The following is a 23,153-nucleotide window of genomic DNA, read 5'->3' as shown; positions in this document are numbered from 1 at the left end:
TGTTATAATCTTATCAGCTCAATATTTATATCCAGGGTAACTATCTCTCCCACCAGAACACCCCCTGCCACTAAAACGCCATTCCATTCCAAACCATAGTCAGTTCTGTTCAATTCCCCGCTTACTCTAAACCCAGCCTTGGTATTGTTATAAGGGTCTACAACCTTTCCCTTATATACCGCATCAAGCGTAATTTCTTTTGTAACGCCATGCATGGTAAAATCACCTATGAGTTTGTATCTGTTTTTACCGACAGGCTTGAGTTCCTTACTAATAAAAGTTATCGAAGGATACTTTTCCACATCAAAAAAATCCGGAGATTTAAGATGTTTGTCGCGCTGAGGCTCCTCTGTATTGATGCTATTTACATCAATGGTAATTGCGATTTTAGCATCTGAAAAATCCTCCTTGTCGGACAATACTTCCCCCACAAATTTGGTGAATTTCCCTTCAGTTTCAGAAATTCCAAAATGGCTAATAGAGAACCCCACCTTTGCATGTGAGGCATCATAGCCCCATTTTTGAGTTTGGCCGTAAACTATTGTTGTAGACAAAATTAGTCCGGCAAAAAAAACATGTAATTTCATTTTTTTTTAATTATTGTTTTGTCACTATTGACAATACAAAAGTGATAAGGGCAACACTCTTTCGGAATGAAGCAGATTATGAAAAACTCTTGAACTAGTTCAAGATTGTGCAGACAAACGAGCTCTTATCTTGCTCATAAACTCTGGACTCATCCCTAAATAGGAGGCGATCACTTTTTGTGGTACTCTTAAGATGATGTCGGGGTAACGTTCAAGCATATCAAGGTAGCGTTCTTCCGCGCTCATGCTCAGATTAGCAAGTGCACGTTTTCTTGAATATGCAAATGCACGTTCGGTTGTGATTCTGAAATATTCACTTAATGCATGGATTTCTTTGCATAGCCCTTCAATATCATCGTACTTCATTTGATAAATCAGCGAATCTTCTAATGCCTCAACAAATAGCGTTGCAGGGGTTTGGGTAATGTAGCTGTAAAAATCGCTTACAAACCAATCCTCCATGGCGATCTGTACAGTATGATCTTTTCCGTCATTATCAATAAAGTAGGATCTGAAAGCCCCTTTAGCCACATAATTTCTATAACCACTGGTGAAACCAGGTTGATCAATGAACTGCCGTTTTTTTATTCTGGCAATATGAATAATTGATATGAGCCGCTCTTGTTCAGCCTCTGTTAGGGTAACATATCTGGAAATGTTAGCTAAGAGATTTGGGTATTTGTTGTTCATTACGAAAATGTGCTACAACGCTCTTACTAAACGGACGTGGCGGCCAGACGAAGTGCCCACCAAAACGTCCGCCTAAAAGTAGTAAAAAGGATGGACTTGTCAATCCGCCAGTAGCCCGCCATGACGTTAGTTGATGTCCACAGTCATTACGTTAAGCAAAAAAGCATAACCTGAATCAATGAAAAGGGAAGCACCAGGATTTTTCGACGGTATGCTCACTACCCACCTGAATCGGGGGAGTAGGAGCTTAACTTAATGGGGTTGTAACCACGCGAGACGTCATCTCAGAAGGAGCTGTTGCATGTTGAAGTCTGACATTCGCTCTTTCACAAATGGATGCTTCACTGGATGGACGGGCAAGGTTTTATGGCGTTTTCAGAAAAATAGACTGTGAATCAGGAACGCTGCGGCTATAGTCGTATTCGTGGAGTGATTTAAAGCCGACTTGATATTTGTCGGGTTTTAAATTTGGTTCCAGGAATTGTGTTTGCGCATTGCCCTAAAATGCACTATGAAAAACAAGTAATAGTGTGAAAAGGCTTGTACACTGATTCATAGTCAGAGAATGTTACTACTTGTTAACGAATTCCAAGCCCAATGCCAGCCCTGTAGAGGGAATCATCAGGTGCTTTTCTCCCTGAAGAGCCTTGAATTCATATTTGAATTTTTTGTAATTACGTTTAGACAATTGTTCCATGAATTCTATGTCTTTTTTACTGTTGCCCAGGCTCCCGTACCCAATGAAAAGGCGCGCATTAAGCGTGTCGTGTTGGGCATGATAGTTCGATTCCAATTCATTGAACTTATGAAAACCTGTGTCGAGGGCAATATACTTGTCGAACGTGCCTGGCCTTTCAAATAAGGTCCATAAAACAAAAAGCCCGCTTCTGGAATAGCCCCAAAGTGTTCTGTCATTCTCCTTTGTGCGGTATTTATTGTCTATGTGTGCAATGATGGTATCGTTTAAAAAGGCGTAATACTTATCAGCGCTGGGGTTGGACGGAACCCCGTCCCATCTAAATGGCGAAAAATCCCTTCTTCTTTGATTATTCCCGCCCTCATCAGGACCGTTTTTATCGTTGTATGCAGGTGACACAATGATCATTTCCGGAATATGGCCGCCATATTGCATATAAGTGACGATGTCTGTGGCCATGGCGAAGGCATGGTCTCCATCTAAAAGATACAGAACCGGATACTTCTTGTCCGACTTTGCATAACTCTCAGGCAACAGAACTTTAATATGATATTCTGTTTCAAGTCCATCAGAATATAGAGTAAAGGTTTCGCTATTTAGAATTTCTACACGTCTGATAGAGTCTTTGCTACCTTGACCAAGCAGCACAACCCCAAACAGGAGAAAACAGATTGCTAAAGCAAGGCGATTCATATTTTTATGGTTTATATGTTTATTGCGAACGCCAGCGCATAATGTCGTAGCGGTTTTCGAAGCCCGCATTATCCACTGAGCGTGAACGAAATATAGTAAACTACTTTTAAATTTAACACTGTCACCCGCCATGTGTCCACAGTCATTAAGTTAAGCAAAAAAGCGTAACCTGAATCAATGAAAACAGAAGCTTTATGGATCGAATTTTACGATGGGCCATAGACTACCTGACACAACCCAACTGGTAACTTGTGTGGCTGGACTAAGCCACTATCAACCACCTGGTAACAACCCTTGTCAATCTGAGCTTTTTGGACTTAACTTAATGGGGGTGAGCCGTTGTTGTGTGGCGTTTTTTTTATTCTTTTCTAGTCAATAGTGGTGTAGTCAATTTCTCCAAGTGGGTTTCGCACCCGTGTTTGAGAAAGGTCTTGTTTATACTTTGCATACCTACGTATATGTAAGTCCAACAGTCCTTTTGGGAATTGTCAATGTACTCGTTCATCCCATAAGTCATACCGTCATCATCCTCAAACACACCTTCAGCTCCAAAATAGAATACTGGTTCGATATGGGCTAGTCCCTCTTTCTTAGTGTTAACATCTGCGTAGCGATACTCAATAGTTGTATAGTTTATTCTTTTAACTGTAAGGCTAAATGTACTGCCGTCCTGAATTAACTCATAATAAACTTCAGAGTCGATAGGAAGGTCTGTTGGCAATGTGATAAAGTCCTTTCTGTCGTTGTTGATGATAATCGTGTCGTCAATGAGTTGGACACTCTTGTATCCTCTATGTCTTTCTTTGAATTCCTTTATCCACTCTTGAGAGTATTTTGTAGAGTCCTTGAAGTAAAAAGTTGTTTCTCTTTTATTATCATTCTCTACTATAACGTTCGTATCAGAATTCGTCATTTCAGCCGAGTCGGTCGAAACATTTTCTTGCTTGTCCAAAGAAGTTGAATTATTTGTACAAGCGACCAAAATGCCAATGATTAATATGAATGTCAGTCTTTTCATTTTGAATGCCACACAACATCCGCACACCCCCAACATTGCCCATATCCCCTAAATATCTTCGAGATCCCTATCCTCCAGTGGACTCCGCAGTTTCTCCTCCGCGTCCTTCCGCTTAGAAATAGATACTGGTTATCTCTAAAGAGCGTCAGTATAGTAGCTGAATCTACCAATATTTTCCCTCAACCCAAAAAATTTCCCTGACAGTAGCATCTTTCTGTATCCTCCCTCACCACTCCACCAACGAATCCATATACAACGCCAGCCAACTGCGTAAAAAGCAGGGCAGGTTGGGAAGTTTGGGCTTTTTGCCCCAATTTTCAGCCTTTTTTCCCTGGGAAGCATGCAGTTGGACGGGCAGATACGTTCAAAATCCGCAGATCTGCGTAGGCATTTTCCTTAATTCTACCGATGCCAATGGCTGAATTCCCGGGCAATCTTTGCAGGGTAAACATTTTCAACAAATCAATCACTTTTTAAAAATTTTAGCCATGAAGTATCTATCATTTTTTTTGCTCCCCCTACTGGGTTTTTGGATGCCCACTAACCCTGAAAAAAATACCCCTGGTATAAACGAGGCAAATTATTCTGTGTTGTTGGAACCGGAAATGCTGTTTGTCGGAAAATGCAATGGATGGTTTTGTTCGGCCGAGGGTGGCAACAACTGTTCATGTGGCGTTTTTTCCTGCTTTTGTTTTGAAAATGTAGCCGGTCGTACTGTAAGTCAAAGCATCGAATCCGTGGATTTTAGCCATATCCGGGCCACAGTCAGCTATCTGAATGGTGCGGGGTTTCAATCCGAGGCCGGTGTCAGGCTGAAGACGATTGGAGGCAAAATGGCCATCATGCAAAGCCTCAGGGATGCCAACACCAACAAGAATTTGTTCCAACAGTTTGAAGAGACTGCCAGTCAGCTCAGCAAAAGCGAGAAGCAGCAGTTCAACACCTGGTTGAAAAGCAAAGGCGCACCCACATTAATCGAGCTCTAACACCCTGGGTAAAAAAACAAATGCCGGGATTGAATGCTACTACATGGTGTTCAATCCCGGCATTGATAATTTCTGCTTTTCAGTTGGTCCACACTGGGGGAGAAGGGCAAACTGACGCTCTCAGTGAAGCAGGAATTTGACGATTATGGGTTCGGCATCGGATAATAATGATACCCCAGATAAGCAATCTTCCATTCCCCATTTTCCTTTTCAAGGATGCGGGTTTCTAATGATTTTCCCAGAAATGCCCGTGTATCCTTTTCATAGGAGTTTTGCTCAAAAGTGTACCAGGCCATATCGTTGGTGATGCGAAAGTTCTCGTTTGTGCGCTCCTCGGTTGAGCCTTGCCAAAGCGTTTCATTGGCATCGAACTGTTTTTTCTTTTCCGCTGCCAGTGATTCAAAACCAACATAGGCTATAACTTTTTCGGGATACCCCTCCCAATAACAAAACTTGCGGAAAGCGGGTGATTGAAGGTAGGTACTTTTCCATGCCTCAAAATCCTGCTTATAGTAAGATTCCGTTTCTTTGGCGATGACAGCCTGGATGGCTGCTTTTTCCTTTTCAAAATCAACTGTAGGTGTCCCGGGTTGTTGTTGGGTGCAATTTGTAAACAACAGACAAATCGCAAACAAAGGAATGATTATTTTCATTGGGATTATATATCTGGTTATATAGCTTAAGTTCTCAGCGAAGCAGGAATTTCCGGTTAGCGAGTGTTCACGGTCATTAAGTTAAGAAAAAAAGCGTAACCTGAATCAACGAAAACAGAAGCTTTATGGATCGAAGTTTACGATGGGCCATAGACTACCTGACACAACCCAACCGGTAACTTGTGTGGCTGGACTAAGCCACTATCAACCACCTGGTAACAACCCTTGTCAATCTGAGCTTTTTGGGGCTTAACTTAATGGGGGTGAGCCCATGTTACCTGAGCATTGAAAATTTTTATTTACTAGAAATGAGGTGTCACTTTACGCGATTCAAATAATGATAGACATTCCTATCGTTTTTCCATACAAACAAAAAATTCATCTATCTATTGGTTATTGCTCTCACCGAAAGAGTAATTATTAAAGATACAAAGCATATAATTCCTGCATATTTTGAAATAATAATTACATCAAAGAACGCCCCAATAGGAACGTCCGACGGATATAATTGCCAAGAAATTATATAAAACCCAATAAAAAAAATGGTTAAAGATGCTAGAGTTATTGTTACTCTATTTGCAATCCCCTTTTTCTTAATATTTAATAAGCTAAGATCTAATTGCCCATTAGCTGAATAATGATTTAGCAATTCCAAAACCTGTACATTCAATTTTCGTTGAGCAGTATCCAATTCATTATTTGAAATTACTCCTCTAGTGTTTATTATTTCTAAATCATTTTGTTGAGCCAATAAAGTCAATACTGTAATTTCAGAATTCTGGTCCCCACTTTCTTTTATCAAGTTGAATAGTGAAGTTAATGCTTCTTTAGTTTGGCTCTTTGAAATCAAGAATTTGATCTGTTCTACCGAATTTTCCATATTTTTATTAATTTTTTCTCAGGTAACGCCCCGACTACGCGCTGGTGAAAGGAGCTTGCGACGCATCACTAGCCGCGTAGACGATGTTAGCTACCGTATTCATTCATTTTTTCAATAAGCCTCTTCACATTCTCTTCTTTTTCAAGTTTATATCTTTCCAACATCATTATTGCATTTGGGAAAATGTCATATTTTTTTGCTCTCTCTATTTGCTTATCAAAGATTGCAGCACTACTAAACTGAAAATCATAGCCATAAGAATTAATAAAACTCATAATCAATAACTGTAACAGATACAGCCTATCCCATCTTCTTCTATTTTCATCTGGGTTTACACCGTCGATAAACTCGCATAACCTCTTATAATGATCAATGTTCCCTTCAATCCTTGCCTTAAATTCGGGATACGGAATTACAGAATCATTATCAATAAGCCAAAGACACATTTCATCTAATGTATCCCTGTAAATCAAATCATTGCTTGTTTCGGGGTCAACTTGTAAGCCATGAACTAACTTGCCTCTTTGTAAAGACCTTTTCATTGCCCTCATGTATTTTATAAAATTCAGGTCTTTCTCTGAAGCAATTGTAGTATCTAAGTATATCAGATTATTATCTATTACTTTCATCCAAGCATAAAAATTCAGAATTCTATATATCATGGATTGAAAATAATAATTCTCCTTGTCAACATAGTTTCCATTGACATAATGCTCTTTTTTCGTATAATTTTTCGCAAAATTATTAAGTCTCCCTCTTAATGAATCCGCTGAGCTAATTAGGTGTATTTTATACTTAGATAACACCTCCTTAATTTTCTTTTTCTGTTCAAGCTCATGATCTATTTCAATTCTACTTCTATGCAGCCTTTTCTCTATTCGTGGTTTAAAAATAGAGGTAATAATAATAGTTATAATTGATGTTACTGCTGCAATTATTGCTGCAATTACTTTTTCGTCCATTTTTTTTATTCTTTAATGGTAGCTAACGGTTTTCGGCTTGGCGCAGTGGCGGATTTCGGTGCTCAAAACTGTCAATACACCACAAAAGTTGATGCGAGGTAGAATGTTCAATTAACCACTTCACCCGCCATTGAGCCAAACGCCTGTTGTGTGCTGTGTTTTATTCATTCTTAAGTTTCAATGTTTTTTCGTCCACACGCTCTTTATCAATTTCAATAACGCGTCCCGATTTATCATATATGATTCCATCTTTTTGTTTATACCTTTTACCTGACTTAATTAAAATGTTAACCGCAGAAAATATTTCAGATTCTGTACAAGATAATTGTTTTGCAATAAGTTTGTGTGTCCCTGGTTTCCAAGGTTGTTGAGGAAATATGCTGTCAACTTTCTCTATAAAATCAGCAGTAATATTGTTTTCAGATTTATATCCCCTTTTTTGAACAATAAACTTCTGGTTGTTGATGCCAAAATTATGAATAAGCCTATCGTACCCTTTTATATTATTTGCTTTATTAATCTCTTCACATAACTGAAGGAATGTTCCTCTTTTCAATTTTGATTTTGAAAATTGAGAAGATATTACTGTTTTGATTAAACCCCAACTTTCTTCTAATTCTTGAAATGTAAATTTTTTATTATCCAATTTAATTAAGTCATAAATAGTAAAGTTAAAATTCTCAAATACCTTGCTTAGCGCTAAAAAGCTTACAAAATGACGTCTATACTTCAAAAAATGCTCACTTGATCCATTTACATTAGGTCTTTTAGTTTCTAAAAAAGCATCTGTAATTTTTAAAATAAATGCAATTTTTGACCAAATCTGCAAGTCAGTGTTGTTAGAAAAAACTTTATTGTAAGAATCTTCAATGCGCATAAATTTGGATTTAAGCGTACTTGCTTGTTCAGGTGCTTTCAGTATTAGGCTTAAAAAACCACTTGCTAAATAAAGAGGTGTAACTATTCTTTCTTGAGGAGCACCTTGGTTTTTATAAAAATTAGTTCGTCTTTCATAGTAAAAATCATCAAGCTTTAATGCTTCTTCAATATCTCTTTGTATTTTGTCAGTTGCGTGTAAGGCAGCGAGTTCAACAATTGTCTGGTTGTTTGTTGCTCTAATGATTTCATCTCTATTTTCTGGATTGTTCGATACGATAACTTTAACTAATACAGAACGATTTTTTATGTCAGTTCCACCTCCATCAAAGTATCTAAAAATTGATTCTGACGTTTGAAGGCCGTTGACTATTTGAATGTCTTGAATTTGTATGGATTTACCCACCACACTTGCACCTGTTGCAAGAATAGTAATACCGTTATTTAACCACCAAAAATCGGGAGAATTGTCATTCAATAAAGTATTTCTTATATCTTCATTTACTCTGTTTAGACCCATAAAATCTCTTACGTTTGAGTCAAACAGATAACGTCTTAATTTGCCGTTGTCAGATAGAAAATTGAAATAGTCTTTTAGTTTTACTAAAAGAATATAGGTTTCACCACTTGACAAGTCATCCGAAAAGGGAAGTTCTAAAGAAAAATTAGGTGCTTTTCTGTGTAAATCTACAAGCTCAGTCGAACCTACAAAATCAAAGATTGTTTGACAATTTCCAAAAAAATCTTTTGTAATTTGTTCTGCTTGTTTTCCTCTTGAAATTATAGATTCTCCAAGTTCATCTTTGTTTCCTCTTGACGAATAAAGGTAATTTACTTTAAACTCTCTTAGCCTTGGTGATACTTTTCTATATGCTTGTTTTAAGCAATTCCTTAGAAATATTAACTCAGAAGAATAATCCCCCTTTAATTCATCATCAGCTAAAGCAAAATCAAAAAGTTCAGAAATACTCGCTACTAAATTATCTAGTGGAGCTTGTTTGAAAGTATCGTGATGTTTGCAGGTGATGATCCAAACCTCGAGAATAGAGCCTGATTTAGGCCATAAAAATTTATCTGTATCAATTAATAGATGTCCGTTTACAAAAATAAAAAATCCATCTATGCCTCCATCATTTCTGCCGTCAACACTGCCAAATTCTAATTCTTCTTTGGATAAGTCGTAGTCTTTCAATAACTGCTCAAAAACAAAATATTCAAAAACTTCATCTCTTTTGTCAGAAGGTATTTTATTTTCAAGTCTGTCGTCAATTATACCGTCAATTAGTATTTTGTCATTTTTTGCCATATTTGTTTAATGAGTTTTGGATTTTAACATAGCACACAACATCTGTGTATCCGCAATATTGCGTATATCCCCAAAATATCTTCAAAATCCATGTCCTCCAGCGGACGGACATCCTTCCACAATACCGATTAACTGCAAAGAACGTCAGCCAAGTATCTAATCTACCAATATTTTACATCAACCCAAAAAAATTCCCTGACAGTAGCATTTTTCTGTCTCGCCCCCTCACCTCCCCACAAACCAGTCCATATACACTTCCGGTAAATACAGAAAGCATACCCCCATTTTCCTACAATTTTTGTCAGAAAGGATATATGTATTTTCTGCTGGTTGTTTATCCGTATGGTGTATGGACGTCACACAATACCTTGAATGTCATGCTGCCAACGTTATCGTTCTACCCGAAACAAGGATTTTTGCAAACTCAAGGCTAGCCAGGATGTCTTCTTTTTCCAGTTCAGGATGATCCTCCAGAATCTCTTCAAAACGCATCTCAGATAGCAGCATATCCAGTAATACTTCCACAGGCCATCGCATTCCCCGGATACAGGGTTTTCCATGACAAACCTCCGGATTTACAGTTATTCGGTTTAAATATTGGGGTGCCATATTCTTCATAATCTACAGTTCTCTAAATTTACCGACAATTCCTCAACAATACAAAGCACCGCCCCAACCGCTAGTTCACCCCGGAACCGGTCTCAACCTCTTCTACCGGACTTACCAGATGCAGTTTGCCCGTGCTGTCTGAGGCGTACAAAATCATGCCCTGCGACTCGACTCCGCGGATTTTCCTGGGGGTAAGGTTCATCAGTACCTGAACCTGCTTGCCTACCAGCGCCTCCGGCTCAAAATGCTCGGCCACGCCCGATACGATCGTGCGGATGTCAATGCCGGTATCCACCTTAAACTGGAGGAGTTTGTCGGCCTTGGGTACGCGTGAGGCTTCGAGGATTTTGCCTACACGGATGTCCATTTTCTGGAAATCGTCAAAACTAATCGCTTCTTTCATGGGAGGAAATACGGGTTTGGAAGGTGTGTGTAAATTGTTTTCGAGTTTTTGGCGCTGGTATTCAATGACTTCGTCGGGGATCGGTTCGAAGAGGATTTTCTTCTCGTCTCCGGTATAAATCGTATGCCCGGAAGGAATAAGCGCTTCTTCCTGAAGCGAATCCCAGCCGAGGTTGCTCCCGTCGATATTGAGTAAGTCAAATATCCGTTCTGCGGTATGCGGTAGAAACGGTTTCGCCAAAATGCCGATCTGCGCGATGATCTGAAGACTGGTAAACAATATGGGTTTTACCGATTCGGGGTCAGATTTCCACTTGATCCATGGTTCCTGCTCTGTCAGGTATTTGTTGCCGACACGGGCCACATTCATAAACTCGGCCTGCGCCTCGCGAAACCGGAAGTTTTCGAGGGATGTTTCGATTTTGCCCGTAATCTCGTGAATCTGTGTAAAAGCATCCATCGCAGATTGATCTGTCCCCAGATTTCCGGCTTCGGGTACCACTCCGTTATAGTATTTATTGGTCAGCACAACCACACGGTTGACAAGGTTGCCGAGAATCTTGACCAGTTCGTTGTTGTTTCTCGCCTGAAAATCGAGCCAGGTAAAATCTCCGTCTTTTGCCTCCGGCATGATGGAGGTGAGCACGTACCGAAGCACGTCTTCCTGTCCGGGAAATTCATCCAGGTACTCGTGCAACCAGACTGCGTGGTTGCGGGAAGTGGACATTTTGTCGTTTTCGAGGTTCAGAAACTCGTTGGCAGGCACATTGTCGGGCACAAGGTATCCGCCGTGAGTGTGAAGAATCGCCGGGAAAATAATGCAATGGAAAACAATATTGTCCTTGCCAATAAAATGAATCAGCCTGGAATTATCTGCCGGGTCGGGCTGCTCTTTCCAATACAATTCCCAGTCCTTTCCATTGTCGATGGCCCACTGCTTGGTGGCAGAAATATAGCCGATCGGCGCGTCCATCCAGACATACAGCTTTTTCCCGACAGCATCAGGCAACGGCACATCGACGCCCCAGTCGAGGTCGCGGGTCATGGAGCGGGGCTGGAGGCCGTCTTTCAGCCAGGAACTGCACTGACCGTAGACATTATTTTTCCAGATTCCTTTTTTCCCTTCCAGCCATTCTTCCAGCCAGGGCTGATACTTGTCAAGCGGAAGGTACCAGTGTTTGGTTTCGCGGAGAACAGGTGTTTTCCCGCTGAGGATTGACACAGGGTTGATCAGATCTGTCGGATTGAGAGATGAACCACAGTTTTCGCACTGATCGCCGTAAGCGCGTTCATTGCCACAGATAGGGCATTTCCCCGTGATATACCGGTCGGCGAGAAATTGCTGGTACTCCTCGTCGTAAAATTGTGCGGCGGTCTTTTCTATAAATTCTCCTTTATTGTTGAGAACCGTAAAAAATCCCTGGGAAGTTTCGTGGTGAATGGGTTCCGTTGTGCGGTGATAAAAATCAAAGGCAATTCCAAACCGCTCAAAAGTATTCTTGATGAGTGCATGATATTTATCCACGATTTCACGCGGGGTGGTTCCTTCTTTTTTGGCACGCAGAGTGATCGCCGCACCATGTTCGTCGCTTCCACATACATACACCACATCGCGGCCACGCATACGCAGATAACGCACATAAATATCTCCCGGAAGATAGGCTCCGGCAATATGCCCGATGTGAAGTGGCCCATTGGCATAGGGAAGGGCCGACGTGATGGTATATCTTTTGTAGTCCATAGTGGGGCAAAGATAATGAAGAAGCGGAATGATGGGAAATTTTACATCAGTTCCGTAAAATATGTATTCAAAATAGAAACATTAACGGCATAGCCGTAGTATTGCAATCAGAAAACGATCATTTTCCCGCATGAGTACCCGTATTTTCAGCTTTCTGTTTCTTTTCATACTTGTCGAAATTTACTGTTTTCAGGCATTTAAGACTGTTTTTTCAAAAAAGCCGTTCGCAAAAAAGCTGTATATCTGGCTTCATGTGGCTTTGTATCTATCACTGATCGGAACATTCTTTCTTTTACCTGAAACACGGGGAGTGATTGGAATGGTGATTTCTACGATCATTGTGGGGTTGATTGTTCCAAAATCGCTGGTGATTGTTTTTCTTTTTGCCGAAGATATTATCAGATGGGGCCGCTGGAGTTCGAAAAAAGTTTTTCAACATCCGCCGGCACAGGGAGAGAAATCCGATAAAGTGATTCCCCGGTCTGAGTTTCTGAGTAAAGTGGCACTCGCTACGGCAGGGATTCCCTTTATCGGCATTGCAGACGGTATTATTCGGGAAAAATATAATTTCCAGGTGCGCAGGGTGCAAATTCCCATAAAAAATCTCCCTCCACAGTTTGAAGGATTTACGATTACCCAGATTTCGGATATTCACACAGGCAGCTTTGACAGTAAAAAAAGTGTAAAGGCCGGAATAGAAATGGTGAATGAACAGGATTCCGACCTCATATTATTTACCGGCGACCTGATCAATAACCGGATAGAAGAAATAAAGGGTTATGAAGATATGCTCAGGCAGCTTTACGCCAGAGAGGGCGTTTACTCTACTTTGGGCAACCACGACTATGGCGATTACTACCATTGGCATTCAGAACAAGAGAAAGCCGACCATTTTAAAAGGGTTGTTGCAACACATGGGCAACTTGGCTGGAACCTGCTCAAAAACCAAAATCATATTTTCACCAGAGACGAATCAACGCTTGCTCTGATTGGAGTGGAAAACTGGGGAGAAAAAGTCTTTACCCGATATGGCAATCTGTCTGAAGCTGTAAAAGGAACAGAATCCGCGCAGGTGAAAATCCTGATGTCTCACGACCCGACGCATTGGGACTGGCAGATACGGAAAGAGCAGCCAGACATTCAACTTACACTTGCGGGGCATACACACGGCTCGCAGATTGGTGTGGAAATACCAGGGGTAGTAAAATGGAGTCCTGCGAAATACCTTTTCGACCAGTGGGCAGGTTTGTACCGTAAAGGCGACCAGCAAATCTATGTCAACCGTGGTTTTGGCTTTATCGGCTTTAGTGGCAGAGTGGGAATTCCTCCCGAAATTACAGTAATTGAGCTGGTGAAAGAGTAATAAATTTTCTCCTCATGAAAATCCTCATCATCGGTGGCGGTATCGGTGGTCTTTGTGCGGCCATCGCACTAAAAAACAAAGGTTTTGAACCTGTAGTGTATGAAAAAGTCCCGGAACTGAAAGGCCTTGGTGCCGGAATTGTCATCGCGACCAATGCCATCCGTGCGCTGCGGGAGGCGGGTATTGCCGATGAAATTATCAAAGGAGAAAAAGCCTTTGTAAATGGAGGCCTTTACACCCAGAAAGGCAAACTGATTGCTTTCAACATTACGCCTGATATCCTCAGAAAATACGGAGACACCAGTCACGCGGTTCACCGCGCAGATCTTCATAAAAAGTTGATACATATCGTTGGAGAAACAAATATCATCACAGGAAAAAGCTGTGTAAAAGTTCACCAGAAGGGAGAAAAAGTGACAGCAGAATTTGAAGACGGCACATTCGCAGAAGGCGACGCGCTGATCGCTGCTGATGGTATTCATTCTCCTGTGAGAAAACAGCTTGTACCAGACGCCACCATCCGCTACAGTGGCTACACCTGCTGGCGGGGCGTTGTGGATATGGATCCGGCAGATATGGATATGAACCAGTTTTCCGAATCCTGGGGAAAAAATGGCCGTTTTGGCGTTGTACCCCTGGCAGGAAACCGGGTGTATTGGTTTGCCACCAAAAACGCCCCGCAAAATGATCCTCAGATGGCCAGTTGGAAAAGTGCTGAACTGCTCCGCAATTTCCGGGACTATCATTCTCCCATTCCGAAAATTCTGGAAAACACTCCTGACGAGGCGGTTTTGTGGAACGATATCGCCGATGTAAAGCCGCTGAAACAGTTTGCTTTTGGAAAAATCCTCCTTATTGGCGATGCCGCACATGCAACAACTCCCAACCTGGGTCAGGGCGCATGTATGGCCATTGAAGATGCTATTGCAGTGGCTAATTGCTTGAAAGCCAGATCTTCGGTACAGGAAGCGTTCAAAACATTCGAAGCGCTGCGCATAACGCGTACCACAGGCATTGTCAATCAATCGTGGAGTTTAGGGAAAGTAGGGCAATGGACAAATCCCGTTCTGGCCGGAATTCGAAATACTTTACTGCGGATAACCCCGGCTTCTGTAACGGAAAAACAACTGGAAAAAATGTATTCCCCTACCCTTTCCCCCGCTCAATCCGAAAGCTGAAAAATACGAAACCCGGTTATAGATTTCAGGTTGAAATGAAGAAGTTGAGGAAATAACTTTATTATTCGGCCATTGTTTCGCATTTTAGGGGGCAGCTTATTTTTTGAGAAGTTTTTCCCTATGAATGTGCGTTTATTCTGCTTACTGATCCTCCTGACCGCCGCGAGCGTTTTCCAACTTCAGGGACGAGCCAACCTTGACGAAATCAAGCAAGGCCTCGCTAGTGCGCCCGATAATGAAGCTAAAATTTCCCTGCTGATAGACGCATCACGTGATGTCAATCAGGATCATCCGGAGGAGGCGCTGAGTTTTGCGACAGAAGCACTTACGCTGGCACAGAAACTTCGCTCTAAGGAAGGAGTAGTCCTCGCGTACAGCAATATTGGATTGGTGTACATGAACCAGGACAAATACACACTTGCCCGCGACAATCTGGAAAAAGCCATTGACCTCAAATCAAAGCTTGTCAAGGAAAAACCCTCCTGGAAAGCCAGCATGGCGAAAGACTATCGGTTGATTGGTATTTGCTATGAAAAACAAAACCAATTGGAAAAGGCCCTTGACAACCTTCAAAAAGGCGTAAGTCTGGCATTGGAGGCAAAAGAAATGGAAGAAATTGCCATGGGCTATAATAGCATCGGAGAAGTGAATATTGCCATGGAAAATTATCAGGGTGCGCTCATGGCTTTCAACCGAAGTCTGCCTATCGCCCGGCAAACCAACAACCGCAAGATGGTCAATATCATCGAAAAAAATCAGGCGACCAGCTATACTCTTCTCCGCAATTATATGGAAAAACAGGCCGTCAAACTGGAGTTGGAGGAGTTTGAGGAAGAAATTGAAACCATTAAGGACAGTCTGGAAAAAGAGCAGGAAGCTACTCAGTTGGTCGTAAGTGAAAAACAGCTTCTGGAAATGAAAAATGCCCAGACGGAAGCCGAACTGAAAGCAGCCGGGTCAGAAATCGAAGCAAGGGACGCCGCACTGGAAGCAAAAAAAGCAGCCGAACAAAATTATCTCATTGGGGCCATCGGGGGGGTAGTGGTTTTTTTAATGATTATCATCGGTCTGATCAGCCGCAGCAGGGCCAAATCACGCCATGCCCGTGAAATAAAAGCAGAAAAAGAGAAAGCAGATAATCTTCTGCTCAATATTCTCCCTGAAAAAGTAGCCAAAGAACTCCTTACCACGGGGAAAGTCGTTCCGGTAAATCACGATCAGGTGACCATCTTATTTACCGATTTCAAAAATTTCACCTCCATCGCTTCGAAAATGACGCCTGAAGAACTCGTAAAAGAGCTGGAAACGGCCTTCAGCGCTTTCGACGAAATTATCGAAAAACACAAACTCTATAAAATCAAAACCATCGGCGATGCCTATATGGCAGCGGGAAACTTAACCACTTCTGACCCTGATCACGCCCTCAACGCCGTAAAAGCGGGGCTGGAAATGCAGGAGTTTATGGATCGCTGGATAGGGCGCAAAAAGAGAAGAGGGGAAGACGTATGGGAACTTCGGGTGGGTATCCATACCGGGCAGGTCATTGCAGGTGTGATCGGGCAGCAACGTTTTGCCTATGATATCTGGGGCGATGCAGTCAATACCGCCAGCAGAATGGAAACCAGTGGAGAAGCAGGCAAGGTGAATATATCCGCAGAAACTTATTCGCGGATAAAAGCATTTGGAGAGTTTGAGGAAAAAAGGACAGAAATCGTCAAAAATAAAGGCGTGGTAGATATGTACTTTGTCAAAGACATCATTTCCAAAACGCCCAAACAACCTCTGCCCGCCGAAGTTACGCCCAAAGTCAAAAAGCGGTGGTTTTGAAATTGTGCCCAGATAACTGATGAAACCCCAATCCCGCAAACCCCTATCCGGTATTCTTTTTTGGTCCGTGATATCTGCGGCGTTTATCGGGCCGGGGACCGTAACTACTGCGGCAAAAGCAGGCGCAGAGTTTGGCACAAGTCTTATTTGGGCGCTGACATTTTCGACCATTGCAACTATTTTTCTACAGGAAGCCGCAGCAAGGGTTTCTATTGCTTCAGGCAAAAATCTCGGTGAAGCGATTGCATTAAAATTTCAGCAACATGCTACCCGGTGGATCCGCTATTTTGTGGGGATATCAGTAATTTTTGGCTGCGCGGCCTATCAGGCCGGCAATATCCTCGGCGCTGTGTCCGGAACATCTTTGCTGTTTGGCGGGAATCCAAAGATCCCAACACTCCTCATAGGCTTTATTTGCGGGGCCGTCCTTTGGGCGGGAAAACCCGAAACGATTTCCCGGCTCCTCGGAGTTGTCGTAGCGGCGATGGGACTGGTATTTATTGCTGTGGCGATTCGCTCCGGAATTCCCGCCGGTAAGTGGATCACCGGTGCGGTTGTGCCCACTTTCCCTCAAGGATCAGGGCTATTGACCATTGGGCTGATCGGAACGACTATCGTCCCTTATAATCTATTTCTCGGCTCGGGAATAGGCAAAGAGCAGGAGATCCATGCCATGCGCAAAGGACTGATTCCGGCAGTCATGATCGGCGGGGCAATTTCTATTGCCATTTTGATTGCCGGAACCCGGCTGTCCGACGCATTCAGTTTTGAAGCATTAGGAGAAATGTTGCGCAGGGAAACAGGCAGTTGGGCTTCCATATTTTTCGGGATTGGTTTATTTGCCGCAGGTTTTACTTCGGCAGTTACGGCGCCTTTAGCCTCCGCGATTACTGCACAAAGTCTGTTTGGCAGCGGAAACCCCCATTGGGCTCCCGGTTCCCGCAACTACCGGATCGTGTGGATCTTTGTATGGGCCACGGGCATGTTATTTGGGCTTTCGGGCATAAAACCCATCCCCGCAATCATTCTTGCGCAGGCGCTCAATGGCTTGCTGCTTCCATTCATTGCGATATTTCTGCTGCTGGTAGTCAACGACGCCAGGTTTATGCCCGAAAAGTCGAGAAATAAACTGCCCGCCAATCTGGTGCTTACCCTGATTGTGGCCATTACCTTATTGTTAGGTGCGATGAACTTATGGCGGGCGATTCAGTCGGTGTGACTCATCGCAACCTGTCAGGCAGAAATAGACAAGCCGGTTCCCCACCCATCGTATTCGCCTTTTTCCTCAGCAGACTTGAGCACCAGAAACATGACAATCTCGTCCATGATTTGAGGATCAATCTTATCTTCCCGGGCAATTACCAGACCGTAGGGGTTTTCGGTTTCTCCGGAATCGTAATTACGGCTGATGATACGAAAGTTTTCCGATTCGGCTTTTTCTTCAAATGCCTCTCTCAGCTCACGTGTCGGGAAATACAGATAGTGTTCAATTTCTCTTGGATCAGAAAGGTCATCCCCTTCCTTTTTCAAATTGTCAATGACCCTGCGGTTGAGGATAGACTGGTATTCCAGTTGGGAAGGATATAGAAACTGTAAATAAAAAGACCAGTCAGAATCCTTCTGAGCCCTGCTGGAATAAGTATGGGTTGAAAATCCTTCCAAGGCTTCATCCACAATACGCTCATAATCAATGGATGAATTGCAGTAGAAATAAAATATCCGTTGGCCTCCGGTTGTATTTCTTCCCGCATAAATCCCCCCTAATGTTGCAGCAATATGCTCTGCCAGCTGATCTTCCATCAGATAGAGGATCTCCGCTTCCGCAGGATTGGTAAGGCCATGCTCATTGGGGAAATTGAGGTTTATTGCAACCTGGAGGAATTCGTTTTTTCCAGACAGGGGAGCCGTATGAATAAGTGCAAGGTCAAGCATGATGGATGCGGGTTTATCTTCTATCGTGCAGAAGTAAAAGTCCCATTCACTCTGGTCATCTATAAACAAAGGAGTCGCCATTCGTATGGATATTAGTGTTAAACCAAACATAAGAACGGAGGGGCAATCACTGATAAGGATGGTTATTCCTATAGAGTCAACAAGGAGAATGACTCATGGATCTATTATACCCCTTTAGTAAAATGAAGATACGGAAGAAATAGCCTGTTTCTGACTCAAAAAGGCTCAATGGTAAAATCTGGCGTATTAATGGAACCGTTGATGCAGGGGCAACTATTGTCCGATAAAAAGACCGCCTTCCAATTTCCCCTGTTTGAATATATTTCCCTCCCCGTCGTATAATGCCAGACTATCAATTGTACCTTTCCAATAGCCTTTATATTCATCTCTGAACCGGGAGACAAATATTCCTGTACCGTCAATCTGCCCATTTACCCAGATACCGGAGAAATGGCTACCATTTGACCATGAGAGGACCCCTTCTCCATTTTCTGCATCTGCCTTCCATTTTCCGATATACTCTCTCCCATCGGGCCAGTTTTGCCGGCCTTCTCCTTCTCGCTGGCCATTCGCCCATTGTCCGCTATAGACGATACCTGTTGTATCTTTCAGTATGCCGTTTTGATGAAATTTGCCGGAAACCCATTGCCCCGAATAAGAGCCGTTTTTGCCAAATGACAAAATCCCTTTTCCTTCAGGAAGGCCAGATTTCCATGTGCCGGTGTATTTGCTTCCATCGGCATAGGCCATCGTTCCCTGGCCCGTTATTTCATCATTTTTCCATTGACCTTCATAGATGCTGCCATCAGGGTAAATATATTTTCCACGCCCCTGCCTGACCCCGTTTACCCATTGACCTTCATAACTCCCCCCCAATGTATCGCGCCAAAGACCAAAGCTATCACGCACGCCCATTTCCCAGTATCCTTCATAAACGGAGCCGTCGGGATAGGTAGCCGCTCCTTTACCGTGAGGTTTCAGGTCGGTGAGTTCGCCTTCATATTCAAAAGAAACACCAAACCTGTCTTCATACCGTTTGAGTTTGCCGGTGGGAATATGATTCATCGCATCATAAGCCTCCACGATATGTTTTCCGCGGGGAAACTTGATCAGATACTCCTGATAACTGATCAGCGTATTTTCAGACACAGCTTTTTCCCACAAACTATTTTCCTGCCAGTTTCCGATAATACCAGGCAGATAAATAAACGTGGCAATAACCAAAGCCACCCCGGCCAGGCTTGCGGCACCCACCCGGTAAATTCTCGTTTTTATATACCTGTCAACCTCTTTTTCCAAAAGGAGAAACTCTGAAAGCGGGAAAAATGCCGGTTCCGCCTCCGAGACTTTCTTAAAAAGCCTTTTCGAAAGTGCGGCCTTTTTTTTCAGCCGGGTAAAGGCATCTGCACGTTTTTGTATAAAATTTTGAATTTGCGTTTCATCGGGAATGATCTGCGAAGGAGGAAGCTCTTCGGAAGTCAGGGTTAGTTTTACCTCCTGATAATGCGCCTTAAGGCTGGCGTAATCTTCAGCCCAGACGAGCGTCATCACCTCTTTAAGGCGAAGCCGCCATTTTGCCAGATCTTTTTCCCATGCGGCAAACTCATCCCGGGCCTTTTGAATATGCATTTCCAGTTCATCCAGCTTTTCAATCGCCCGGGCATTTACGACATAGTCCTCCTTTTCGAGCAAATTTTCCGCCTCTTTCATCAACTGTTGCACCTTGTTGAGGCGCAGCGGGTGAATCGTTTTTTGTATGTTTTCAAAATCGGTTTGAATGGCCGTTAAACGGCTAAGCGGGATTTCATAACAACTTTCGTAAGCCTGAAGATTTTCTTCAAAGAGGGTATTTAACTCTTCAAACAGAGGCCTGTTGAGGGTATATTCGAGGAAGGTATGTTTCTCCCGGACAGCCTGAATCTGCAGCAGTTTCTCTTGAAATTTCTGGCGAAACGCATCATCTCTGATTTTTTCGGGAGAAAACATCATACTTAAACTTATAATCTGAAGCCCTCCGATTGTTTTTTGTTACTCATATCGTTCGAGTATCTGGGCGACTTTTTGAAGAACAATCAAACAGCTTGTATCGGCAATAACCAGCTTATACATTTTTTAAATCATTTTCTAATTCTTCAAAGTCATATCCAAATACTGATACCCCATATTTTCCCAACAATTCCAAAAATGCGCGCTTTGATAAACCAACCATTTCAGCACATTGCCCTGAAGACAACCTTCCCTGCTCAAAAAGTCTTGTCGCGACTAACATTCCCACCTCAAACGAATTGATGTGAAGGTTTTCTGGTATTTTTATTGTCACTGTAGTCATCCTATTCTGTATTTGATTATTCTCATTGATTTGAAAAATACAAAATTCCCGCATCATCTCTGATTTTTTCGGGAATAAACATTCTCATGGCAGTAGTTTCAGTAACCCCATTTCCTTCATTTTTTGTTCCCAGTTTTGAGCGGCTGCGTTACGAATTGCTTCAAAATAAGTATCGAGATCAGGTCTGATATTCTGAAAATCGTCGTCCATATCTGCTTTAACACTATAAGCAGGGTCAAACTTCTGCACAGCAAAATCCAGCCTGTCGAGGGATTTTTGGGTATCTTTTTTCCTTGCGTAAAACTTGGCCAGATTGAAGTAGTTTTCTGGAATACCCTCAGGGTCAAACTCCCGTACTTTTTCGCCTTCTTCTATGGCTGCATCTATATTGCCCAGCGCATAATTGACCCATGCGGAGAGGAAATACCCCAGTGCAGCCAGTGGTGGATTGGGAATACCTTTGGCATAGGTGGCACACAACTGATAATGTTCCAACGACTTTTCAAGATCGTAGTATTGCGCGGGTTCCTGAAAAATATGCCCCAGATACAGGTGGCAGAATGGATTTCCCCGGTAAATGCGCACGCTTTCCCGGAGGTATTCGTAAGCGTCGGTCAGAAACTGTGGTTCGTCAGGATGCTGAAGATACCGCTCGTACTCCATTTTCCCGTCCCGGTATCTTTCGTGGGCTTCAGTTTTGCGGTTATTTTCGAGAATATGCGTCATCCGGTCAAATCCGGACTGGATTTCTGTTCGCTGAAGTTCAAATTGAGAAACGATATTGACCATACCCATATCGAGGGAAGCTTTGAGTCCCATCATGCCTTTTGCCAGTTTTTCTCCGGAAGTAATGACAGACATGCTGACCTGGTCGACGCGGTTGGCAACTTCATTGAGTCCGCCGGCAACCTGATCAAAGCCCGCAGAGAGGGTAACATCCAGTTCTTCAAAACCTTCGCGAATGACTTCGGTCTGGTCGATGAGCGCGCTATGGATTTTTTTCTGGCCGGTTTCGAGGTTGTGGAAACCCGTTTTGAGCGTCGTATCGAGTTGGTTGCCGATTTCACGGTTGGCCTCAATGAGGCGGTTGGTCTGCTCCTCAGCAATGCGGTGAATGCCTACCCCCAGGACGTTGACAAAACGCATCCATTGGCGGTGCTGAAGGTATTCGTTGCCGTCATGGTCAGAGCCGGAGAGGGAAAAAGGTTTGAGGAGTTTCATGAATGGATTTTTTGATCAGGCTGACTGTGTTCTGTGAATAATGACGGTAAACTGTTCAGCTTCTATATCATTGATAAAATCTATCTGCGGCCAGGCTTCAAGTGCACGAAGAATCCCACTACCAGCACCTCTGTAATTGAGTAGTTGGGGGGCGAAAGAGTCTAAAATATTATTGCGCTTTTTCCTGATTCCTCTACGAATTTGAGCTTCGGTAAGGTTATTGGGTAATTTGCCGGGGCTTTTTATTTCTATTCTGTTTTCAAATACAAACAGTTTAATTGTATCCTGAATGAAATAATCGCGATGAATCAAGGCATTGGCAAGCAATTCCTGAATGACAATTTCGGGTATCTCAGATTTACCGATACTATTAAAGGATTGTCCAGCCTGAACTTTTTGCAATTTAGATAACACAAAGTCATACCCTTTCCTGTACTGCTCACTCAGTGTACCTTGCAGATTTTCACTGCTTCGGTATTTTTCTTCCCAATGATTATTTCCCCAAAACCAGATAGCTGTAATAAAAAAGCCTGTTATAGTTTTTTGAGGTTTATCTGTAAATAATAAGGCACCCGCTAAGTTGAGTTTGCCATTCGCTCCCAATCTGAGATTTTGAAGATACCTGTCCAGATATGGTTTTTCGCAAGGTTCCTTATAAGTTTCTTCATAAAAAGCCTTAAACTTATTCCAGTCAATATCTTCATAAGTACTGTGGGGAATGATACGTTCTTCTGCGTATAAGTTACCACTGCTCTGAAGCAAACGCGCCAACTCTTCATTGCTGGTCACCTTCCTTTTGTTCGCTCCATTTTTCAGGAAAATAATTCCATCCTTATCTTTGTAGGGCTTATCTGTGCCTTCCGGAACAGATACGACCATTACTTTTTTACCATCAACATCGACTGTTTCGGTTTCTATGAAGATCGGACTTTTGACATGCTCATTAGCTGCATTCACAAGCAGGTCTGTGAGACGCCTTAAATCTAATGCAGAGAGTCCAGTAATATCCCATGTTTTATCATTTACCCCAATAAGTATCCTGCCACCTTTGCTATTTGAAAAAGCAACCATCTCCTGAGCCACACTATGTTCATTTTTAATATTTTCTTTGAACTGCACAACACTTGTTTCTCCGTTGCTTATCAGTCTCATCAATTCCGATGCATCCATAGGGTACGTTTT

General features: G+C 42.7%; 20 protein-coding genes. 5 read left to right on the top strand and 15 right to left on the bottom strand.

The window, feature by feature from the left end; all coding sequences use genetic code 11:
- Positions 1–2: 2 nt before the first annotated feature.
- The 4 genes from R3D00_05015 to R3D00_05000 all read right to left on the bottom strand — a co-directional run bounded on the left by R3D00_05015 (position 3) and on the right by R3D00_05000 (position 3,685).
- Entirely contained in the window at positions 3–587 is a 585-nt protein-coding gene (locus R3D00_05015) for a YceI family protein (protein ID MEZ4772524.1), read from the bottom strand.
- Positions 588–686: 99 nt separating this feature from the next.
- Positions 687–1,277, bottom strand: a complete 591-nt coding sequence (locus tag R3D00_05010; protein MEZ4772523.1) for a Crp/Fnr family transcriptional regulator — start codon at positions 1,275–1,277, stop codon at positions 687–689.
- Between the two features lie 571 nt (positions 1,278–1,848).
- Positions 1,849–2,667, bottom strand: coding sequence for an alpha/beta hydrolase-fold protein (locus tag R3D00_05005; protein MEZ4772522.1), 819 nt, complete (start codon positions 2,665–2,667; stop codon positions 1,849–1,851).
- 358 nt (positions 2,668–3,025) lie between these two features.
- The gene (locus tag R3D00_05000) at positions 3,026–3,685 is read right to left on the bottom strand and encodes a hypothetical protein (GenBank protein ID MEZ4772521.1); all 660 of its coding nucleotides are present in this window, start codon (positions 3,683–3,685) and stop codon (positions 3,026–3,028) included.
- A 488-nt stretch (positions 3,686–4,173) separates the two neighbouring features.
- Between R3D00_05000 and R3D00_04995 the strand changes: the two genes are divergently transcribed.
- The gene (locus R3D00_04995; GenBank protein ID MEZ4772520.1) at positions 4,174–4,671 is read left to right on the top strand and encodes a hypothetical protein; all 498 of its coding nucleotides are present in this window, start codon (positions 4,174–4,176) and stop codon (positions 4,669–4,671) included.
- Between the two features lie 143 nt (positions 4,672–4,814).
- Here the strand turns inward: R3D00_04995 and R3D00_04990 are convergent, their stop codons facing one another.
- The 6 genes from R3D00_04990 to metG all read right to left on the bottom strand — a co-directional run bounded on the left by R3D00_04990 (position 4,815) and on the right by metG (position 12,100).
- A complete protein-coding gene (locus R3D00_04990) occupies positions 4,815–5,324 on the bottom strand; it encodes a hypothetical protein (protein ID MEZ4772519.1) in 510 nt (169 codons plus the stop codon).
- A gap of 382 nt (positions 5,325–5,706) precedes the next feature.
- Positions 5,707–6,204: a hypothetical protein gene (locus R3D00_04985; protein ID MEZ4772518.1), complete on the bottom strand. Its 498-nt coding sequence runs from the start codon at positions 6,202–6,204 to the stop codon at positions 5,707–5,709.
- An 86-nt stretch (positions 6,205–6,290) separates the two neighbouring features.
- Positions 6,291–7,166 (bottom strand): hypothetical protein, encoded by an 876-nt coding sequence (locus R3D00_04980; protein MEZ4772517.1) that lies wholly within the window; start codon positions 7,164–7,166, stop codon positions 6,291–6,293.
- A 160-nt stretch (positions 7,167–7,326) separates the two neighbouring features.
- Positions 7,327–9,348 carry an AIPR family protein gene (locus R3D00_04975; GenBank protein ID MEZ4772516.1) on the bottom strand — a complete coding sequence of 674 codons (2,022 nt, stop codon included), beginning with the start codon at positions 9,346–9,348 and terminating at the stop codon, positions 7,327–7,329.
- A gap of 375 nt (positions 9,349–9,723) precedes the next feature.
- On the bottom strand, positions 9,724–9,966 hold the full coding sequence (locus R3D00_04970) for a DUF433 domain-containing protein (protein ID MEZ4772515.1): 243 nt from the start codon (positions 9,964–9,966) through the stop codon (positions 9,724–9,726).
- Between the two features lie 61 nt (positions 9,967–10,027).
- Positions 10,028–12,100, bottom strand: coding sequence for a methionine--tRNA ligase (gene metG / locus R3D00_04965; GenBank protein MEZ4772514.1), 2,073 nt, complete (start codon positions 12,098–12,100; stop codon positions 10,028–10,030).
- 130 nt (positions 12,101–12,230) lie between these two features.
- Here metG and R3D00_04960 point away from each other — a divergent pair, with 130 nt between their 5' ends.
- The 4 genes from R3D00_04960 (at position 12,231) to R3D00_04945 (ending at position 17,687) form a co-directional block, all read left to right on the top strand.
- Positions 12,231–13,463 carry a metallophosphoesterase gene (locus R3D00_04960; protein ID MEZ4772513.1) on the top strand — a complete coding sequence of 411 codons (1,233 nt, stop codon included), beginning with the start codon at positions 12,231–12,233 and terminating at the stop codon, positions 13,461–13,463.
- A gap of 14 nt (positions 13,464–13,477) precedes the next feature.
- Entirely contained in the window at positions 13,478–14,641 is a 1,164-nt protein-coding gene (locus R3D00_04955) for an FAD-dependent monooxygenase (protein MEZ4772512.1), read from the top strand.
- Positions 14,642–14,761: 120 nt separating this feature from the next.
- A complete protein-coding gene (locus tag R3D00_04950) occupies positions 14,762–16,468 on the top strand; it encodes an adenylate/guanylate cyclase domain-containing protein (GenBank protein ID MEZ4772511.1) in 1,707 nt (568 codons plus the stop codon).
- A 19-nt stretch (positions 16,469–16,487) separates the two neighbouring features.
- Positions 16,488–17,687: an Nramp family divalent metal transporter gene (locus R3D00_04945; GenBank protein ID MEZ4772510.1), complete on the top strand. Its 1,200-nt coding sequence runs from the start codon at positions 16,488–16,490 to the stop codon at positions 17,685–17,687.
- Between the two features lie 14 nt (positions 17,688–17,701).
- Here the strand turns inward: R3D00_04945 and R3D00_04940 are convergent, their stop codons facing one another.
- From R3D00_04940 to R3D00_04920, 5 genes are all read right to left on the bottom strand, one after another.
- Positions 17,702–18,481, bottom strand: a complete 780-nt coding sequence (locus tag R3D00_04940) for a DUF695 domain-containing protein (protein MEZ4772509.1) — start codon at positions 18,479–18,481, stop codon at positions 17,702–17,704.
- Positions 18,482–18,694: 213 nt separating this feature from the next.
- The gene (locus tag R3D00_04935) at positions 18,695–20,410 is read right to left on the bottom strand and encodes a hypothetical protein (GenBank protein MEZ4772508.1); all 1,716 of its coding nucleotides are present in this window, start codon (positions 20,408–20,410) and stop codon (positions 18,695–18,697) included.
- Positions 20,411–20,522: 112 nt separating this feature from the next.
- Positions 20,523–20,750, bottom strand: a complete 228-nt coding sequence (locus tag R3D00_04930; GenBank protein ID MEZ4772507.1) for a UPF0175 family protein — start codon at positions 20,748–20,750, stop codon at positions 20,523–20,525.
- A gap of 84 nt (positions 20,751–20,834) precedes the next feature.
- On the bottom strand, positions 20,835–21,971 hold the full coding sequence (locus tag R3D00_04925; protein ID MEZ4772506.1) for a hypothetical protein: 1,137 nt from the start codon (positions 21,969–21,971) through the stop codon (positions 20,835–20,837).
- Between the two features lie 15 nt (positions 21,972–21,986).
- A complete protein-coding gene (locus R3D00_04920) occupies positions 21,987–23,141 on the bottom strand; it encodes a putative DNA binding domain-containing protein (GenBank protein ID MEZ4772505.1) in 1,155 nt (384 codons plus the stop codon).
- Positions 23,142–23,153 lie beyond the last annotated feature (12 nt).

This window comes from Bacteroidia bacterium, from assembly GCA_041391665.1.
Lineage (GTDB): Bacteria > Bacteroidota > Bacteroidia > J057 > J057 > JAGQVA01.
The sequence above is the reverse complement of the archived record's forward strand: the minus strand, read 5'-3'. Positions and strand labels throughout refer to the sequence as shown.

Bases quoted from the DNA above. Each gene is read 5' to 3' on its own strand.
- R3D00_04970 (MEZ4772515.1), bottom strand. From the start codon at position 9,966: ATGAAGAATATGGCACCCCAATATTTAAACCGAATAACTGTAAATCCG.
- R3D00_04920 (MEZ4772505.1), bottom strand. From the start codon at position 23,141: ATGGATGCATCGGAATTGATGAGACTGATAAGCAACGGAGAAACAAGT.
- R3D00_04955 (MEZ4772512.1), top strand. From the start codon at position 13,478: ATGAAAATCCTCATCATCGGTGGCGGTATCGGTGGTCTTTGTGCGGCC.
- R3D00_04940 (MEZ4772509.1), bottom strand. From the start codon at position 18,481: ATGGCGACTCCTTTGTTTATAGATGACCAGAGTGAATGGGACTTTTAC.
- R3D00_05005 (MEZ4772522.1), bottom strand. From the start codon at position 2,667: ATGAATCGCCTTGCTTTAGCAATCTGTTTTCTCCTGTTTGGGGTTGTG.
- R3D00_04950 (MEZ4772511.1), top strand. From the start codon at position 14,762: ATGAATGTGCGTTTATTCTGCTTACTGATCCTCCTGACCGCCGCGAGC.
- R3D00_04985 (MEZ4772518.1), bottom strand. From the start codon at position 6,204: ATGGAAAATTCGGTAGAACAGATCAAATTCTTGATTTCAAAGAGCCAA.
- R3D00_04975 (MEZ4772516.1), bottom strand. From the start codon at position 9,348: ATGGCAAAAAATGACAAAATACTAATTGACGGTATAATTGACGACAGA.
- R3D00_04945 (MEZ4772510.1), top strand. From the start codon at position 16,488: ATGAAACCCCAATCCCGCAAACCCCTATCCGGTATTCTTTTTTGGTCC.
- R3D00_04960 (MEZ4772513.1), top strand. From the start codon at position 12,231: ATGAGTACCCGTATTTTCAGCTTTCTGTTTCTTTTCATACTTGTCGAA.
- R3D00_04925 (MEZ4772506.1), bottom strand. From the start codon at position 21,971: ATGAAACTCCTCAAACCTTTTTCCCTCTCCGGCTCTGACCATGACGGC.
- R3D00_04935 (MEZ4772508.1), bottom strand. From the start codon at position 20,410: ATGATGTTTTCTCCCGAAAAAATCAGAGATGATGCGTTTCGCCAGAAA.
- R3D00_04995 (MEZ4772520.1), top strand. From the start codon at position 4,174: ATGAAGTATCTATCATTTTTTTTGCTCCCCCTACTGGGTTTTTGGATG.
- metG (MEZ4772514.1), bottom strand. From the start codon at position 12,100: ATGGACTACAAAAGATATACCATCACGTCGGCCCTTCCCTATGCCAAT.
- R3D00_05010 (MEZ4772523.1), bottom strand. From the start codon at position 1,277: ATGAACAACAAATACCCAAATCTCTTAGCTAACATTTCCAGATATGTT.
- R3D00_04990 (MEZ4772519.1), bottom strand. From the start codon at position 5,324: ATGAAAATAATCATTCCTTTGTTTGCGATTTGTCTGTTGTTTACAAAT.
- R3D00_04980 (MEZ4772517.1), bottom strand. From the start codon at position 7,166: ATGGACGAAAAAGTAATTGCAGCAATAATTGCAGCAGTAACATCAATT.
- R3D00_04930 (MEZ4772507.1), bottom strand. From the start codon at position 20,750: ATGACTACAGTGACAATAAAAATACCAGAAAACCTTCACATCAATTCG.
- R3D00_05015 (MEZ4772524.1), bottom strand. From the start codon at position 587: ATGAAATTACATGTTTTTTTTGCCGGACTAATTTTGTCTACAACAATA.
- R3D00_05000 (MEZ4772521.1), bottom strand. From the start codon at position 3,685: ATGAAAAGACTGACATTCATATTAATCATTGGCATTTTGGTCGCTTGT.